Consider the following 15,360-nt stretch of genomic DNA (forward strand, 5'->3'; position numbering starts at 1 on the left):
GCGACGGGCTGCGACCGGACCGTCACCCGATCTAGCTTTGATCGTCCTGCCCGCCCGAGCCTGGAGTAGCCGGTGGCGACGACCGAATCCCCGATCGGTGAAAAGAAGTTCCTCGAATTCCCCACGTCCTGCGCCGCGCCGGTGCCGCGGCCGGAGGACCCGGTCAAGATCGGCCCGCTGGCCGTCGCCGGTGTGCTGGCGGCCGGCCTGACCTGGTACGTCTGGGCCACCCAAGGCGCGAAGTTCGGCGTCCTGCTGCTGCTCGGCCTCGGGCTCGGGCTCGCGCTGTTCCACTCGCGGTTCGGCTTCACCTCGGCGTGGCGGCAGCTGATCGCGGTCGGCAACGGGCAGGGGCTGCGCGCCCACACCGTCCTGCTCGGCACCGCCGCGACGCTCATCGCGCTGATCGCGGGCACCGGCAGCGGCCTCTTCGGCAGCAAGCCGGCGCCGGCCGCGGGTGCGCTCGGCCTCGCCCTCTTCGTCGGCGCGACCCTCTTCGCGATCGGCATGCAGCTCGGCGGCGCCTGCGCGTCCGGGACGCTGTTCGCCGTCGGCTCCGGCCAGTCCGCCATCGTGCTCACCCTCGGCGGGTTCATCGCCGGCTCGGTGCTCTACACCTGGGCGTACCCGGTGCTGTCCGGCTGGCCCGAGCTCAAGGGCGTGCTGCTCGCCGACCACGTCGGCTGGTTCGGCTCGTGGGCGATCACCATCGCCGTCCTCGCCGGGATCGTCCTCGTGACCCGGGCGGTGCAACGCCGCCGGACGCCGCCGCCGGTCGACGTCGTCCCGACCGCCCGTGGCTTCGCCCGGGTCTTCCGCGGCTCGTGGCCGATGCTCGTCGGCGCCGTCGTGCTCGGCGTGCTGGCCGCCGCGGTCTTCCTCGTCTCCGGCGGGATCTGGGGCATCACCAGCGCCTTCGCGCTCTGGGGCGCCAAGATCCTGCAGGTCTTCGGGCTGCACCCGGAGACGTGGGAGTTCTGGCGGCTGAAGGCCAACGCGACGTCGCTGGCCGGCCCGATCTGGCGCGACAAGACCAGCCTGACCGACATCGGGATCATGATCGGCGCCGCGGTGGCCGCCGCGGCCGCGGGCGCGTGGAAGATCCACAGCTCGATCCCGTGGCGCACCGCGGTGGCCGCCCTCCTCGGCGGCGTCCTGATGGGCGTCGGCGCGCGCATGGCGGGCGGCTGCAACATCGGCGCCTACCTCGGCGGCATCTCCACGGGCAGCCTGCACGGCTGGCTGTGGGGCGTGTTCGCCCTCGGCGGCACCTGGATCGGCCTCAAGCTGCGGCCGCTGTTCGGGCTGGCGAACCCGGAGCCGTCCGACAGCGTCTGCTGACGACGAAGGCCCCCACCCGCGCCGGGTGGGGGCCTTCGCTTCACGACGTCAGGAAAGGCGCTCGATGATCAGCGCCATGCCCTGGCCACCGCCGACGCACATCGTCTCGAGGCCGAACTGCTTGTCGTGGTGCTGCAGGGAGTTGATCAGGGTCGAGGTGATCCGGGCGCCGGTCATGCCGAACGGGTGGCCGACCGCGATCGCGCCGCCGTTGACGTTCAGCCGGTCCAGGTCGATGTCCAGGTCGCGGTAGGACGGGATGACCTGCGCCGCGAACGCCTCGTTGATCTCGACCAGGTCGATGTCGCCGATCGACAGCCCCGCGCGCGAAAGCGCCTGCTTGGACGCCTCGACCGGGCCGTAGCCCATGATCTCCGGCGAAAGCCCGGTGACGCCGGTGGAGACGATCCGCGCCAGCGGCGTCAGGCCCAGCTCACGCGCCTTCGTGTCGGACATGATCACCAGCGCCGCCGCGCCGTCGTTGAGCGCGCAGCAGTTGCCCGCCGTGACGCGGCCGTCCGGGCGGAACACCGGCTTCAGGCCGGAGACGCCTTCCACGGTCACGCCGGCGCGCGGGCCGTCGTCCTTCGACACGACCGTGCCGTCCGGCAGGGTCACCGGGGTGATGTCCTTGGCCCAGAAGCCGTCCGCGATGGCCTTCTCGGCCAGGTTCTGCGAACGGACGCCGAACTCGTCCATCTCCTCGCGCGTGACGCCCTTCAGCCGGGCCAGGTTCTCCGCGGTCTGGCCCATCGCGATGTAGACGTCGGGGACGTCCCCGGTGGTGCGCGGGTCGGTCCAGGTGTCGGTGCCGGACTCGGCGGTCGCCTTGGTGCGCGCCTCGGCGTCGGCGAACAGCGGGTTGTGCGTGTCGGGCCAGGAGTCCGAGCTGCCCTTGCCGAACCGCGAGACGGTCTCGACGCCGGCCGAGATGAAGACGTCGCCCTCGCCTGCCTTGATCGCGTGGAACGCCATCCGGGTGGTCTGCAAGCTCGAAGAGCAGTACCGGGTGATGGTGCAGCCGGGCAGGTGGTCGTAGCCCAGCTCGACGGCGACCGCGCGGCCCATGTTGAACCCGGACTCGCCGCCCGGCAGGCCGCAGCCCAGCATCAGGTCGTCGATGTCGGCCGGGTCGAGCTGCGGGACCTTGTCCAGGGCGGCGCGGACCATCTGCACCGTCAGGTCGTCGGGCCGCATGCCGACCAGCGAGCCCTTGTTGGCGCGCCCGATCGGCGAGCGCGCGGTGGAGACGATGACGGCTTCGGGCATGGCGGACACATCCTCGTATCGGCGTGCTAAGCGGTTGCTCACCATACTGCCGTCTCCGCCGCATCGGTCAAAGCGGAACGCGACCAAGGCAACACTGGCATCATCCGGTGCCGTGCCGAACGACCTCGAACGGGTGCTGCGGACCAGGACGATCGTGCTGTGGGGCGCCGGGCTGCTGGTGACGGCCGGGGCCGCCGCGGCGGTGCTGCTGACGCTGCTCGGCGGTGGCCGCCCGGAGGACTCGGCCCGGCTGGACGCGCTGAAGACCGCCGCCAACATCGTCGTCGGCACCGGCGGCGCGGCCGCCCTGCTGCTCGCCGCCCGGCGGCAGCGGTCGGCCGAGCTGGAGCTGGTGCAGAAGGACCACGACGCCACCGAGCGCCGGATCACCGAGATGTACGGCAAGGCCGCCGACCAGCTCGGCAGCGACAAGGCGCCGGTCCGGCTGGCCGGGCTGTACGCGCTCGAACGGCTCGCCGCCGGGCACCCGGAGCACCGGCAGACGATCGTCAACGTCTTCTGCGCCTACCTGCGGATGCCGTTCAACCCCAAGAAGGACAAGGAGGAGCTGCAGGTCCGGAACGGCCGCGCAGCGCATCCTCATGCTGCACCTTCGCCGCGGTCGTGCCGAGCAGCCGAGCGGGGACTTCTGGCCGGACACCGACCTCGACTTCTCCGGCGCGAAGCTGGTCGGGCTGACCCTCACGCACTGCACGATCCGCTCGATCACCTGCTACGGCGCGACTTTTCTCGAACTGGCGTCGTTCCGCGGCACCGAATTCCGCACCAAAGCGGACTTCAACAAGGCTCGTTTCGCCGACCGCGTCGATTTCCGCGGAACCGTTTTCGGCGGCGAGCGCGAAAGCTTCCACGGTGCCGTCTTCGCAGGTCCGGCCGATTTCGGCACGAAGTCCGCGGCCCGGCTCGCGGGCGCGGAAGCGGACGGGGGCTTTCCGAGAACGTGGCCGCCGGGCTGGGAAGAACGGCCGATCGCCGACCGTCCCGGCCGTGCGGAATTGACACGAAAGGGCGAACCCGGGCAACCGGCGAGCCGATAGGATCGTCGCACCAAGGAGACAGTCGCCATGCCACAGGAGGTGAACTGGCGATGATCACCACTCGGGCCGCCTACTGGGCGTCCGCGGGCCCACGGACGGGCTGCCGCAGCGTCATCGACGCCGGGTGGAACCTCCGGGACGGGATGACGGCTCAGTGTGCAGCGGCCCTCGGGCCGGTACCGGTGCGGACGAGCGGCTTGGTGGCTGCCTGAGGTCCGGGCCGGGCGGCCCGACCTCGCGCGCACTGCCCACCATTGCCGACGCGCACCCGGAGTCCGCTCGGGCCTCGATCGTGCACGACTGGACAACCTCATCGGTGGGCCGTTTAGGCTGGCCCTGTGGAGTACGCAGAGCACATCGCAGACCTCGTGGGCAACACCCCGCTGGTCAAGCTGAACTCGTTGACCAAGGGGCTCAAGCCGCTCGTGCTGGCCAAGGTCGAGTACCTGAACCCGGGTGGCTCGGTCAAGGACCGCATCGCGCTGCGCATGATCGAGGCCGCCGAAGCCTCCGGTGAGCTGCGCCCGGGCGGCACGATCGTGGAGCCGACGTCCGGCAACACCGGCGTCGGGCTGGCCATGGTCGCCCAGCGCAAGGGCTACCAGTGCGTGTTCGTCTGCCCGGACAAGGTCAGCGAGGACAAGCGCAACGTGCTCAAGGCCTACGGCGCCCGCGTCGTGGTGTGCCCGACGGCCGTCGCGCCCGAGCACCCGGACTCCTACTACAACGTCTCCGACCGCCTGGTCCGCGAGATCGACGGCGCCTGGAAGCCCAACCAGTACGCCAACCCGCAGAACCCGGAGAGCCACTACCTCTCCACCGGTCCCGAGCTGTGGAAGCAGACCGACGGCAAGCTCACGCACTTCGTCGCGGGCGTCGGCACCGGCGGCACGATCTCCGGCACCGGCAAGTACCTCAAGGAGGTCAGCGACGGCCGCGTGCAGGTGGTCGGGGCCGACCCGGAGGGCTCGGTCTACTCCGGCGGCAGCGGCCGCCCGTACCTGGTCGAAGGCGTCGGCGAGGACTTCTGGCCGGACACCTACGACCGCACCATCGCCGACGAGATCATCCCGGTCTCCGACGCCGACTCCTTCCAGATCACCCGCCGGCTCGCGCTCGAGGAGGGCCTGCTGGTCGGCGGCTCCTGCGGGATGGCCGTCGCCGCGGCGCTCAAGCTCGCCGAGCGGCTCACCGAGGACGACGTCGTGGTCGTGCTGCTGCCCGACGGCGGCCGCGGGTACATGACGAAGGTGTTCAACGACACCTGGATGTCCTCCTACGGCTTCCTGCCGCCCGACTCCTCCGGCGCGACGGTCGCCGACGTGCTCACGAAGAAGAGCGGCCACCTGCCGGCGCTGGTGCACTCGCACCCGAACGAGACCGTCGCCGAGGCCATCGCGATCCTCTCCGAGTTCGGCGTGAGCCAGATGCCCGTCGTGAGCGCGGAGCCGCCGGTGATGGCGGCCGAGGTCGTCGGCGCCGTCAACGAGCGTGACCTGCTCGACGCGCTGTTCACCGGCAAGGCGCAGCTGGCCGACCGGCTCGAGCGGCACATGTCACCGCCGCTGCCGACGATCGGCGGCAGCGAGCAGGTGGGCGCGGCGATGACCGCGCTGGAAGGCGCCGACGGCGCGCTCGTGCTGGTCGACGGCAAGCCCGCCGGGGTCGTCACCCGGCACGACCTGCTGGGCTTCCTGGCCGGTCGCTGACCGAGCCGGAAAGGGATAGATCGGCGGACCCGGCAGGGGCGTTACGAGCGCCCTGCCGGGCGATCCGATAGCGTGGGCGCGAGTAGAACACTTTCGCGTCCTCGTCAAGGGGGTTCAAGACCCACATGAGTGCACCGCAGCCACCGAACCAGCCGTGGGGTGGCGGCCAGCCACCTCAGGGCCCGCCGAGTGGCCCCCAGCCGCAGCAGGACCCGTTCGGCAGCCCGGAACCGACCCAGGTCGTCCAGCCCGCCCAGCACCAGGGTGGTTCCCCGTTCGGGGAGACGCCGGAGCCGACCCAGGTCGTCCAGCCGGGCCGGCCGGGTGACGGCGGGGCGGGCGCGACCCAGGCGATGCCGCCGGTCGACGCGAACGCGACCCAGATGGTGAACCCGGCGGGCGGCGGCGACGCCCCGGTCGCGGACTCGACGCAGCTGGTGCCCCCGGGCTCCCAGCCGCCGCCGGCCATCCCGTACACCCCGCCGCCGAGCGCGGCCGACAACCCGGCCGCCGCCTTCGGTCAGCAGCCCGGTGGGTTCGGGCAGCAGCCGGGCGGGTTCGGGCAGCCGGGCCAGCAGCAGGGCGGTTTCGGTCAGCAGCCGGGCTACGGCCAGCCGGGTCAGCCGCAGGGGTTCGGCGCGCCCGGTTTCGGTGGCCAGCAGCAGCCCGGCTTCGGCGGGCCGCAGCAGCCGTTCGGTGCGCCGGCCGCGGGTGGCAACGCCCTCTTCGGCTACATCGCCGGTGGCATCGTGGCCCTGCTGGGCCTGATCGCGCTGATCATCTCGTTCAACTACATGGGTGACGCGAGCGACTACTCGACGCTCGTCAACGACACCGCGAGCCAGGAGATCATCCAGAAGGCGCTCGACGCCGCCGGGATCATCGGCCCGGGGCTCGTCTGGTTCTACGTGGTGATGATCCTGCTGGGGTCGCTGATCTCCCTCGCCGGTGGCATCGGGCTGGCGCTCGTGGGCAAGCTGGGCGGGCTCCGGAAGTTCGTCCCGATCGCGATCGTCGCGGGCGGCGCGATCCTCGCGGTCTTCGCCCTGCTGCTCAAGATCGGCATGACGCCGAGCGGCGGCGTGGTCGGCGCGTCCAGCCGGGACACGTTCGGGATCGGGCTGCCGCCGCTGATCCTGGGTGTCCTCATCCTGATCGTGGGCGTGCTCGGGCTCGTCCCGGCGACGCAGCAGTTCGTCGGCCTCGGTGGCGGCGGTGCCACGCCGGGCGGGCCGCAGGGCTTCGGCGGGCCGCCGCCGGGCTTCGGTGGCCCGCAGCAGCAGCCGGGCTTCGGCCAGCCGGGTGGTTACGGGCAGCCCGGTGGCTACGGCCAGCCGGGGCAGCCCGGTCCGGGTTACGGCCAGCCGGGTCAGCCGGGTCAGCCCGGCGGTTACGGGCAGCCGGGCGGGCCCAACCCGTCCAGCGGCGGGTTCCCGCAGCCGTCGAGCGGCGGGTTCCCGCAGCCGGGTCAGCCGGGCGGGTACGGCCAGCCGGGGCAGCCCGGTGGCTACGGCCAGCCGGGACAGCCCGGGCAGCCGGGGCACCCCGGGCAGCCGGGTCAGCCGCCGCAGGGCTGGGGCCAGCAGCCGGGTCACCAGGGCCCGCCGAGCGGCGGGTTCGGCCAGCCCGGCCAGCCCCCGCAGCAGCAGTGGTGAGCTAGCACGCGCCTTCGTGCCCCGGAGCCGATTCGGCTCCGGGGCACGCTGCATTTCCGCCGGTCCGCAATTGTCCGAAGAGGACGACAAAGCGCCGTTCAGCACTGCGCGTGATCGCGTGACGGCATTTCCGCCACTACCGCACAAAAATGATCTTGGGTTCCGCCGTCCGGCCGAATTCCGTTCACATTTCGGTTTGATTCCCCCGATTCCGGTTAGGGTGAGCGCCGTCGTCCAGCGCTCGGCTGATGGGGGAGTTGTGACCGGTCCGCACCGATACCCGGTGGCGCATTCGCATTCGTATTCATCGGCTCGGCCATCCGGAGTAACGGCGGTTCTCGCCGGCCTGCTCGGCATTCCGGCCGCGGTCGCCGCGGGATATGTGCCGGTCAAGATCTTCCTCGACATGCCTGCCGAATTCAGCCTCGACGCGCTGCCGGGCTGGGTGCTGGTGGACCTCGCCGCGTACGTCGTGGCGGGCCTGGTGCTCCTCCTCGGCTCGCTGGCAACGCTGTTCCGCGCGACGGCGGGCGCGGTCCTGCTCGGCCTGGGCGCCCTCCTGGCCATCGGCGCCCTGCTCACCGAGCCGATGTCGGTCGGCGTGCCCCCGGCCCGCTTCGCCGACGCGATGTTCACCCACGGCGGGTTCGCGATGGTGGACCGCGTCGGCCTGGCCGGGCTCGCGGTGCTCGTCCTGGTGCTGGCGTTCCTGCCGCCGACGTTCCGGTACCTGCGCTACCGCACGTCGGTGGTCCCGGTGCTGTCCGGCCAGGGTGCGTACTCGTCCCGGAGCTGGTGAGTGACGGTCACGGCCCCGCCCCGGCCGGCCCCGGCGATCGCCGCCGGCGTGCTCGCGGTGCTCGGCGGCCTGTGGTTCCTGCTGGGCACCTTCTGGTGGAGCCTCGTGCAGGGGCTGGGCCAAAGCGACCTGCTGGTCCCCGGCCAGATCGCCGACGCGGTGGTCGGCCTGCTCCTCGTCCTCGGCGGAGTGGCGCTGCTCGCGCGCGTCGAGGCGGGCCGGCTGTTGTGCCTGTTTGCGGCGGTGCTGGCGGTGGTCGCCGCGATCGCCGACACGGTGCTCCGCTACCGGCTCGTCGTGTTCGTCGTGGGCGGGCCGACGGGGATCGGCGTCCCCTGGTTGCGCGCGGTCGTCATCGCGGCGCCGTTCGTCGTGCTGCTGGTGCTGGCGGCCCGGCCGGCCACCCGCCGCTGGACGCGTCGCTGAGACCCATCCCACCTGTCGGGAATGTCAGGGGCGGCCCGTACGCTGAACCGATGGTGGACGACTACTCCGAATTGGGCTTCGAGACGCGCGCGATCCACGCCGGTCAGAAGCCCGACCCCCGCACCGGCGCGGTGATCGTGCCGATCTACCAGACCTCGACCTACGCGCAGGACGGCGTGGGCGGGACCCGCGAGGGCGACTACGAGTACTCGCGCACCGCGAACCCGACCCGGTCGGCGCTGGAAGAGGCGCTGGCCTCGCTGGAAGGCGGCCGGCACGCGCTGGCCTTCGCCTCCGGCATGGCCGCCTCCGACGTGGTGCTGCGCAGTACCCTGCGCCCCGGTGACCACCTCGTGCTCGGCAACGACGCCTACGGCGGCACGTTCCGCCTGATCGACAAGGTGCTCAGCCTGTGGGGCGTCGAGCACACCGTCGCCGACCTGGCGAACCTCGACGAGGTGCGCGCCGCGATCCGGCCGGAGACCAAGCTGATCTGGTGCGAGTCGCCGACCAACCCGATGCTCGGCGTCGCCGACATCGCGGCGCTGGCCGGGGTCGCGCACGACGCCGGCGCCCGCCTGGTGGTCGACAACACCTTTGCGACGCCGTACCTGCAGAACCCGCTGTCGCTGGGCGCGGACATCGTGCTGCACTCGACGACGAAGTACCTCGGCGGCCACTCCGACGTGGTCGGCGGCGCGATCATCACCAACGAGGACGAGCTGCGCGAGCAGTTCTTCTACCTGCGCAACGCCGCGGGTGCGGTGCCAGGGCCGTTCGACGCGTGGCTGACCCTGCGCGGCATCAAGACCCTCGCCCTGCGCATGGAGCGCCACAGCGACAACGCCGAGAAGATCGTCCAGGCCCTGGTCAAGCACCCCAAGGTGGCGAAGGTCTACTACCCCGGCCTGCCGGAGCACCCGGGCCACGAGACGGCGGCGAAGCAGATGCGCCGCTTCGGCGGGATGGTCTCCTTCAGCCACGTGGACGGCGAGGCGGCGGCCCTGGAAGTGGCGAGCCGCACGAAGCTGTTCATCCTCGCCGAGTCGCTCGGCGGCATCGAGTCGCTGATCGAGCACCCGGGCAAGATGACCCACGCGAGCACGGCCGGCTCGACCCTCCAGGTCCCGGCCGACCTGCTCCGCCTTTCGGTCGGCATCGAGGACGGCCGCGACCTGGTCGCGGACCTGCTGGCGGCCCTGGGCTGAGCCTCAGGCACCGACGTCGAGGCCGCCGCCGTAGAGCCGCTCCACCCGGAGCCGGATGACCACGCGGCGGTCCTCGACCATGTTCCGCAGGAACGCGGCCTCCTGCTCGGGGTCGTCGAACGGCGCCTGCATCGCGAGCAGCTCCCGGCCGGTCTCGTCACCGGGCACCGCGCTGACCGGTGACACCTCGGCCACCCCTTCGGCGACCGCGAACGCCAGGTGGTCGTCACTGCCGACGTAGAGCGAAGCGTGCGGATCACGGGCCAGCTGGCGCACCTTCGCGCGCCCCGCGGTGGACCCGATCCGCACCACGCGCGCCTCCGGATCCCAGGCGTAGGCGACCGTGGACAGGTGCGGGAAGCCGCCGCGGTTCACGGTGGCCAGTGCGCCCAGGCTGTGGGCGGCCAGCAGCCAGCTCGACGCTTCTTCGGTGGGCTTGGCGGGTCCGGGCCCGCGGCCCGGCTCGTAAACGGTGGTCACCCGATGATCATCGGCGACCGCTGCGGCCTGCGGAAGAAGGCACTTTCGTGTTCCCCGGGCACACCGGGGTAACACCCCAGGTCAGGGGTTGTAGTTCCCGTGCACGACGCCGCCGCTCGGCGCGGGGCCGGTGGCCGGCAGCTTCGCGCCGTCCACACAGCCGCCGACCAGCTCGACGTGGCTGTCGTGGCGGATGTACTGGGCCGGCGACCCGCACGAGGCGCTGTCCACCGTGATGTAGGCCGCCCCGGTGAGCGCGGCGGCCGAAGCGAGCCCGATGACGAGCGGGAGCAGGCCGGCCGAGCGGGTGGCGCGAGCCCGTCGGGCGGTGTCCGCGTCATTCCCGGCTGCCATGCTCGCTCCTTGTTTACGGTGTGTTGACGCGACCCAGGGTACCCGGATAACGGTCCGGTCAACCTGTGGAGTTCCTGAGTGGCATAGTCCGGCCCATGGAACTCGTCACCCTCGAGCGGATCCAGGCCGCCCGGGAACTCCTCAAGGGAGTGACCCGGGTGACGCCGATGGAGCACGCGCGCGACCTGCGCCAACTCCACGGCGGTCCGGTGCACCTGAAGTGCGAAAACCTGCAGCGGACGGGGTCGTTCAAGATCCGCGGCGCCTACACGCGCATCCACGGCCTCACCCAGGCCGAACGAGATCGGGGCGTCGTCGCCGCCAGCGCCGGCAACCACGCGCAGGGCGTCGCGCTGGCGTCGTCGCTGCTCGGCGCCAAGTCCACCGTCTTCATGCCGCTGCGGGCCCCGCTGCCGAAGCTGGCCGCCACCCGCGGCTACGGCGCCGACGTCCACCTGCACGGCGCCCTCCTGGAGGAGACGCTCAGAGCCGCGATCGAGTTCGGCGAGCGGACCGGGGCGGTGTTCATCCACCCGTTCGACCACCCGGACGTCATCGCCGGCCAGGGCACGGTCGGCCTCGAGATCCTCGAGCAGGTGCCGGGGGTGAAGACCATCCTGGTCGCCACCGGCGGCGGCGGGCTGGTCGGCGGGGTCGCGTCGGCGGTGAAGGCGCTGCGCCCGGATGTCCGGGTCGTCGGCGTCCAGGCCGAGGAAGCCGCCGCCTACCCGCCGTCGCTGGCCGCGGGCGCGCCGGTGCGGCTGAGCACGACGTCGACGATGGCCGACGGGATCGCGGTCGGCGAGCCCGGCCTGGTCAGCTTCGCCCACGTCGAGTCGCTGGTCGACGACGTCGTGACGGTGTCGGAGCAGTTCCTGTCCCGCGCGGTGCTGCTGTGCCTGGAACGGCGGAAGCTGGTGGTCGAGCCGGCCGGTGCGGCGCCGGTCGCCGCGCTGCTGCAGCACCCCGGGATCTTCGAGCCCCCGGTCGTGGCCATCCTCTCCGGCGGCAACGTCGACCCGGTGCTCCTGCTGCAGATCATCCAGCACGGCATGACCGCGGGCGGCCGCTACCTGCACCTGCGGCTGCGGGTGCCGGACCGCCCGGGCTCGCTGGTCGGCGTGCTGAAGTGCGTCAGCGAGCTGGGCGCGAACGTGCTCGACGTCGAGCATTCGCGCATCTCCGGCAGCCTCGACCTCGGCGAGGCCGACGTCGTGCTCGCGCTGGAGACCCGCGGGCCCGAGCACTGCAAGGAAGTCGAGTTCGCCCTGTCCAACGCGGGCTACACGGTCGTCTGAGGGCTTTCGCCGGTGATGGCGGCCAAGGCCAGGTCCTTGGCAGGTTCGGGGACCTCCGACGGCGCGGTGAAGCGGCGGGCCCGGATGTGGGCGACCAGGTCCGGGTCCGGCGGCACGCCGTGCTCACGCAGGTAGTACGCCACCGCGCCGGGCCAGGCCCAGGCCCCGTCGGTGCGGAAGTTCATCGGGACGGCGTCCGTGCGGTCCGGCGCGAAGGCGTCCGGCCCGTTGCTGCGGGAGGCCAGGATGACCGGCGCCGCGTCGAGGTAGGCGAGCACCCGCTCGGCTTCCGCCGGGACGAGCGGTGCGCGCCGGACCAGCGGCTTTCCCGTCGCGTCGACGCCGTCGTAGATCCGCGGTGTGCGCACCTCGCCGGCCGCGGGCGCCGGGGCGAGCCCGGCGCGCTCCCGCAGCCACGCCGGGATGTGCTCGTCGGCGCGCGGGAAGAACCGCAGCTCGTCCTGGAACCCGATCGGCGGCGGCTGCTGCCGGAACGGCGGTTCGAGGTCGGGCCGCACGAAGTCGACGTCGGGTGGCTGCGCCGGCTCGAACACCAGGATCGCGCCCAGCCACGTGCCGAAGCCGGGCTGGTACATCCCCGAGCGCAGCACCCCCAGCAGCCGCACGGCTCCCGGGTGCGGCGGACCGGGCCGGGGCACGCCGTCCGGCCCGGTGACCAGCAGGTCGGCTTCGACGTGCCGCCCGGCGGCGCGGTACTCCACGCGCACCTGCCGCCACCCCGGCGGCACCTGCGACATCAGCACCGCCCCGATCTGGCGGACGATCTCCTGCTGCTGGTCCGGGCGCAGCGGACCCGGTGGCTGGGTCATGACGCTCGCCGCGCTTCACCGGGGTTCAATGTATTGCGCCCAATCCGGGATTCGTCGGCGACCCAGTTCCTGCATCACTTCCAGCCGTTCGCGATAACGCGCGACGTCGGGCGTTATCGCGCGGAACCACGAAGAAACGCTTTCCCATTGTTCTTCGGCCCCTTCGCCTTCGGTGACGAGCCAGACCGGGGGATCGGGGAGGTCGGTTTTCGCGCCGTCGACGACGTGGAAGGTGTACGACTGGTGCTCGACCAGCACCAGCGCGCCCTCGGGGTCTTCCAGCGGATCGTTCATCGTGGTCAGGGTGGCCAGGAGGTGGTTCTTGGCGTCCCGCTGCACCGCGCCGACCCCGAGCGAGCTCCCGGCCAGCCACAACCCGTGGTCCCGGCCGATCAGCCGGAGGACTTCGCGAACGGCCTCCGGAACGGCGCGGGCGCCCTGCTCGGCGGCCCAGCCGTCGATTTCGGCGTCGGAAGCTCCTCGCACGGAATCCGCGCGGAGGCCGTCCGACACGGCTCCGGCGAAGATTTCGCGGATCCGCGCGGCGGGGTCGGTATTCGGCGTGGTCACCAGATCAGCTCCTCGCCCTTGAGGTTGACGACCTCGACGCGGACATTCGGGAACAGTTTCTCGAACTGCATGATGACATCCTGGCACGAGTCGCAGATCTGGTAGTCCACCGGGATGTTGTCGCGTTTCGTGGAAGGCAGGTCGACGACCATCCGCAGATCACCGTCCATGCCTTCCCGCGTGATCGGCGTGTAGGTTTCGCCGCGCGTGGCCGCGCGTTCGGCGGCCCGCCGGTTGATCTCGTCGAGCGCGCCGTCCATCCGGTCCTGGGCGCGGGCGATGTCGCCCTTGAGCCCGTTGTCGTAAGACCGGGCACCGGCGGCTTCTTCGCGCCGCAGGCGTTCGATCTGCTTCTTGACGATGTCGTCGACCTCTTCGCGGGGCAGCCCCGACCGCTCGGCGAAGTCGCGGCGGACCAGCTCCTCCATGAGCTTGGGCTCGGAGTCGTGGGTGCGCCCGAACTTGTTGGTCGGGTCCGGCTCCCCGAGTTCGGGCCGGTAGGTGCCGGCTTCCTTGGTCTCGAACAGGCGCTCGTGCTTCGGGTAGCTCGGGCCCTCGCTCGCGGGCGCCCAGTCGTGGGTCTTCCCGCTGAAGCTGTGGATGTCCTCCACCCCACCCTCGAGGCTGCGGTACCTCGAGGTGGTCAGGGCGCGGTCGTGCGGCCGCCGCAGGTCGTCCGTCGTCGGGTTGACGTTCCGGCCGTCGTGGTGCCGGACCGATTCGAGCCCTTCTTCGCGCAGATCCCGGTTCTCCCGGCGGAGATCCCGCATGTCCTGGTCGCGCTCGGCGGCGTCGTACGGCCGTTGCCCGCGGTCGACCGCGGAGTCGGCGTCGACGTCGTGCTGGTCGCCGTGGTGGCTGTCGGGCGCGAAGCCGTCGTCACCGGCCCGGTGCGTCGAGCCGTCCGGGTGGTGGGTGTTCCACTCGCCGTCCGGCGGGATCCGGGGGCGCATCCGCCCGTCGGGGCCGATTTCGTAGTCGGAGGAGAAGACCCGGCCGTGCGAGTCCGTCCAGGCGGGTTTGGTCGGGGCCATGACCTCGGTGTCGAGCTCGCGCGAGAGCCGGTGCGCGAAGTCGTTGGAGCCGGCATCACACCCGATCAACCGGATCGGGCGGCCGTCGTAGTCGCCGTTGCGGCGCAGGATGTCAGCGAATTCCTCGGGGGTGTAGAGGCGGTCGCCGATGCGGGCGTGGCCATCCGGGGTGACGTGCACGTCGACGGTGTAGCGGCCGCCTGGGTCGGGCTGGACGCGGTGGGGCAGGTCGCCCAGCTCGGGATCGCCGGCGTGGTAGGAGCTGCCCGACGGGGTGCTTTCGGCGTGGCGCGCGTTCACCTCGTCGGGGGTGAGGGTGCTGTCGTGGTGCGGGGTGGCGCCGTCCGGGTCGTGGTGGCCCGGGGTGCTGTCGTGCGGGCCGTTCTCGTGGGGAGTGTTCTGGTGCGGGCCGTTTTGGTGGGGGCCGGTTTCGTGCGGCCGGGTGCCGGGCGCGTGCGTGCCGGGCCGGGCATCGGGCGCGTGCGTCCCGGGCCCGAACCCGCGGGCGGCGGGCGCGGGAGCATCCGGAGTCCGCGGACGGCCACCGCCGGGCAGGTCACCGCCGGAGCGTGGCCTGCCGGGCGCGTCGACGTGCGCACCGGGGCTCCCGGGAGTACCGGTCCAGCCCGGCCCGCCACCGGCGCGCGGGGAACCGCCGCCGAGGCCACCACCGGGCCCGCCCGCGGGTGGCACGCCACCGCCGCCCATCAGCGGAGCGCCACCCTGCGCGGGGACGGAGGCACCGTCCCCACCCCGAGCCGCCGGGACGGCCCCGGGCTCCCCGGTCCGCGGAGCGGCGGGAGCGGTCCCGCTGGCCGAGGTGGACCCGTCGTGGCGAGGAGGCGCGGAACTGCTCGGAGCTTCGCTGCCATCAGCAACACGCGACGGCGAGGAAGCATCCCCACCGCCCCGAGAGGGACTGCTGTCCCCGCCTCGGGTGGGAGAGGGACCGTTGTCGCCGGAGTGCGACGGGCTGCTGTCGCCGCCCCGGGTCGGCGAGGGAGCATTGTCGCCGGCGCCGCCTCGCGTGGGCGACGGACTGGTGTCGCCGGTGTGCGACGGGCTGCTGTCGCTGCCCCTGGTCGGCGAGGGGTTGTTGTCGCTTGCGTGCGACGGCGTGCCGTCACCGCCTCGGGTTGGTGAGGGGCTGGTGTCGCCGGTGTGCGACGGGCTGCTGTCGCTGCCCCTGGTCGGCGAGGGGCTGTTGTCGCTCCCGTGCGACGGCGTGCCATCGCCGCCTCGGGTTGGTGAGGGGCTGGTGTCGCCGGTGTGCGACGGGCTGCTGTCGCTGCCCCTGGTCGGCGAGGGGCTGTTGTCGCTCCCGTGCGA

The 15,360-nt window shown here is 72.3% G+C and carries 16 protein-coding genes; 9 read left to right on the forward strand and 7 right to left on the reverse strand.

What is annotated here, in order from left to right:
• Positions 1 to 72 precede the first annotated feature (72 nt).
• A complete protein-coding gene (locus ABZX11_RS14165) occupies positions 73 to 1,341 on the forward strand; it encodes a YeeE/YedE family protein (protein WP_354913081.1) in 1,269 nt (422 codons plus the stop codon).
• Positions 1,342 to 1,389: 48 nt separating this feature from the next.
• Here ABZX11_RS14165 and ABZX11_RS14170 read toward each other — a convergent pair whose 3' ends face one another.
• Both ABZX11_RS14170 and ABZX11_RS14175 read right to left on the reverse strand, forming a co-directional pair.
• On the reverse strand, positions 1,390 to 2,610 hold the full coding sequence (locus ABZX11_RS14170) for an acetyl-CoA C-acetyltransferase (RefSeq protein ID WP_354913083.1): 1,221 nt from the start codon (positions 2,608 to 2,610) through the stop codon (positions 1,390 to 1,392).
• A gap of 100 nt (positions 2,611 to 2,710) precedes the next feature.
• Positions 2,711 to 3,214 carry a hypothetical protein gene (locus ABZX11_RS14175; RefSeq protein WP_354913085.1) on the reverse strand — a complete coding sequence of 168 codons (504 nt, stop codon included), beginning with the start codon at positions 3,212 to 3,214 and terminating at the stop codon, positions 2,711 to 2,713.
• Between ABZX11_RS14175 and ABZX11_RS14180 the strand changes: the two genes are divergently transcribed.
• From ABZX11_RS14180 to ABZX11_RS14205, 6 genes are all read left to right on the forward strand, one after another.
• Positions 3,213 to 3,668 carry a pentapeptide repeat-containing protein gene (locus ABZX11_RS14180; protein ID WP_354913087.1) on the forward strand — a complete coding sequence of 152 codons (456 nt, stop codon included), beginning with the start codon at positions 3,213 to 3,215 and terminating at the stop codon, positions 3,666 to 3,668. The two genes, ABZX11_RS14175 and ABZX11_RS14180, sit on opposite strands and share 2 nt — an antisense overlap.
• 338 nt (positions 3,669 to 4,006) lie before the next feature.
• Positions 4,007 to 5,377: a cystathionine beta-synthase gene (locus ABZX11_RS14185; RefSeq protein ID WP_176174915.1), complete on the forward strand. Its 1,371-nt coding sequence runs from the start codon at positions 4,007 to 4,009 to the stop codon at positions 5,375 to 5,377.
• A 125-nt stretch (positions 5,378 to 5,502) separates the two neighbouring features.
• Positions 5,503 to 7,032, forward strand: coding sequence for a hypothetical protein (locus ABZX11_RS14190; RefSeq protein ID WP_354913089.1), 1,530 nt, complete (start codon positions 5,503 to 5,505; stop codon positions 7,030 to 7,032).
• Between the two features lie 406 nt (positions 7,033 to 7,438).
• Positions 7,439 to 7,831, forward strand: a complete 393-nt coding sequence (locus ABZX11_RS14195; RefSeq protein ID WP_254897139.1) for a hypothetical protein — start codon at positions 7,439 to 7,441, stop codon at positions 7,829 to 7,831.
• Complete coding sequence (locus ABZX11_RS14200; RefSeq protein WP_176174917.1) at positions 7,832 to 8,257, forward strand: hypothetical protein; 426 nt, start codon at positions 7,832 to 7,834, stop codon at positions 8,255 to 8,257.
• A gap of 50 nt (positions 8,258 to 8,307) precedes the next feature.
• Complete coding sequence (locus ABZX11_RS14205; RefSeq protein WP_176174918.1) at positions 8,308 to 9,465, forward strand: cystathionine gamma-synthase; 1,158 nt, start codon at positions 8,308 to 8,310, stop codon at positions 9,463 to 9,465.
• A gap of 3 nt (positions 9,466 to 9,468) precedes the next feature.
• Here the strand turns inward: ABZX11_RS14205 and ABZX11_RS14210 are convergent, their stop codons facing one another.
• Positions 9,469 to 9,945 carry a TIGR03618 family F420-dependent PPOX class oxidoreductase gene (locus ABZX11_RS14210; protein ID WP_354913092.1) on the reverse strand — a complete coding sequence of 159 codons (477 nt, stop codon included), beginning with the start codon at positions 9,943 to 9,945 and terminating at the stop codon, positions 9,469 to 9,471.
• 81 nt (positions 9,946 to 10,026) lie between these two features.
• Entirely contained in the window at positions 10,027 to 10,299 is a 273-nt protein-coding gene (locus tag ABZX11_RS14215; protein WP_176174920.1) for a hypothetical protein, read from the reverse strand.
• Positions 10,300 to 10,394: 95 nt separating this feature from the next.
• Between ABZX11_RS14215 and ilvA the strand changes: the two genes are divergently transcribed.
• Positions 10,395 to 11,597, forward strand: coding sequence for a threonine ammonia-lyase (ilvA, locus tag ABZX11_RS14220; protein ID WP_354913094.1), 1,203 nt, complete (start codon positions 10,395 to 10,397; stop codon positions 11,595 to 11,597).
• Here ilvA and ABZX11_RS14225 read toward each other — a convergent pair.
• From ABZX11_RS14225 to ABZX11_RS14235, 3 genes are read right to left on the reverse strand one after another with little or no spacing between them, the layout of a single operon-like run.
• Positions 11,582 to 12,427 carry a ferredoxin gene (locus ABZX11_RS14225; RefSeq protein WP_176174922.1) on the reverse strand — a complete coding sequence of 282 codons (846 nt, stop codon included), beginning with the start codon at positions 12,425 to 12,427 and terminating at the stop codon, positions 11,582 to 11,584. The genes ilvA and ABZX11_RS14225 overlap by 16 nt on opposite strands.
• A 15-nt stretch (positions 12,428 to 12,442) precedes the next feature.
• A complete protein-coding gene (locus ABZX11_RS14230) occupies positions 12,443 to 12,997 on the reverse strand; it encodes a hypothetical protein (RefSeq protein WP_176174923.1) in 555 nt (184 codons plus the stop codon).
• Positions 12,994 to 14,739 (reverse strand): hypothetical protein, encoded by a 1,746-nt coding sequence (locus ABZX11_RS14235; protein ID WP_354913097.1) that lies wholly within the window; start codon positions 14,737 to 14,739, stop codon positions 12,994 to 12,996. Before ABZX11_RS14235 ends, ABZX11_RS14230 begins: the two co-directional genes overlap by 4 nt.
• Before the next feature lie 319 nt (positions 14,740 to 15,058).
• On the opposite strand from ABZX11_RS14235, the gene ABZX11_RS14240 reads away from it, so the two are divergent.
• A partial coding sequence (locus tag ABZX11_RS14240; RefSeq protein WP_354913099.1) for a hypothetical protein occupies positions 15,059 to 15,360 on the forward strand: 302 nt, incomplete at its 3' end.

This window comes from Amycolatopsis sp. NPDC004169, assembly GCF_040610315.1.
Lineage (GTDB): Bacteria > Actinomycetota > Actinomycetes > Mycobacteriales > Pseudonocardiaceae > Amycolatopsis.

Bases quoted from the DNA above. Each gene is read 5' to 3' on its own strand.
- ABZX11_RS14170 (WP_354913083.1), bottom strand. From the start codon at position 2,610: ATGCCCGAAGCCGTCATCGTCTCCACCGCGCGCTCGCCGATCGGGCGC.
- ABZX11_RS14180 (WP_354913087.1), top strand. From the start codon at position 3,213: ATGCTGCACCTTCGCCGCGGTCGTGCCGAGCAGCCGAGCGGGGACTTC.
- ABZX11_RS14175 (WP_354913085.1), bottom strand. From the start codon at position 3,214: ATGAGGATGCGCTGCGCGGCCGTTCCGGACCTGCAGCTCCTCCTTGTC.
- ABZX11_RS14190 (WP_354913089.1), top strand. From the start codon at position 5,503: ATGAGTGCACCGCAGCCACCGAACCAGCCGTGGGGTGGCGGCCAGCCA.
- ABZX11_RS14195 (WP_254897139.1), top strand. From the start codon at position 7,439: ATGCCTGCCGAATTCAGCCTCGACGCGCTGCCGGGCTGGGTGCTGGTG.
- ABZX11_RS14205 (WP_176174918.1), top strand. From the start codon at position 8,308: ATGGTGGACGACTACTCCGAATTGGGCTTCGAGACGCGCGCGATCCAC.
- ABZX11_RS14215 (WP_176174920.1), bottom strand. From the start codon at position 10,299: ATGGCAGCCGGGAATGACGCGGACACCGCCCGACGGGCTCGCGCCACC.
- ilvA (WP_354913094.1), top strand. From the start codon at position 10,395: ATGGAACTCGTCACCCTCGAGCGGATCCAGGCCGCCCGGGAACTCCTC.
- ABZX11_RS14225 (WP_176174922.1), bottom strand. From the start codon at position 12,427: ATGACCCAGCCACCGGGTCCGCTGCGCCCGGACCAGCAGCAGGAGATC.
- ABZX11_RS14235 (WP_354913097.1), bottom strand. From the start codon at position 14,739: ATGGGCGGCGGTGGCGTGCCACCCGCGGGCGGGCCCGGTGGTGGCCTC.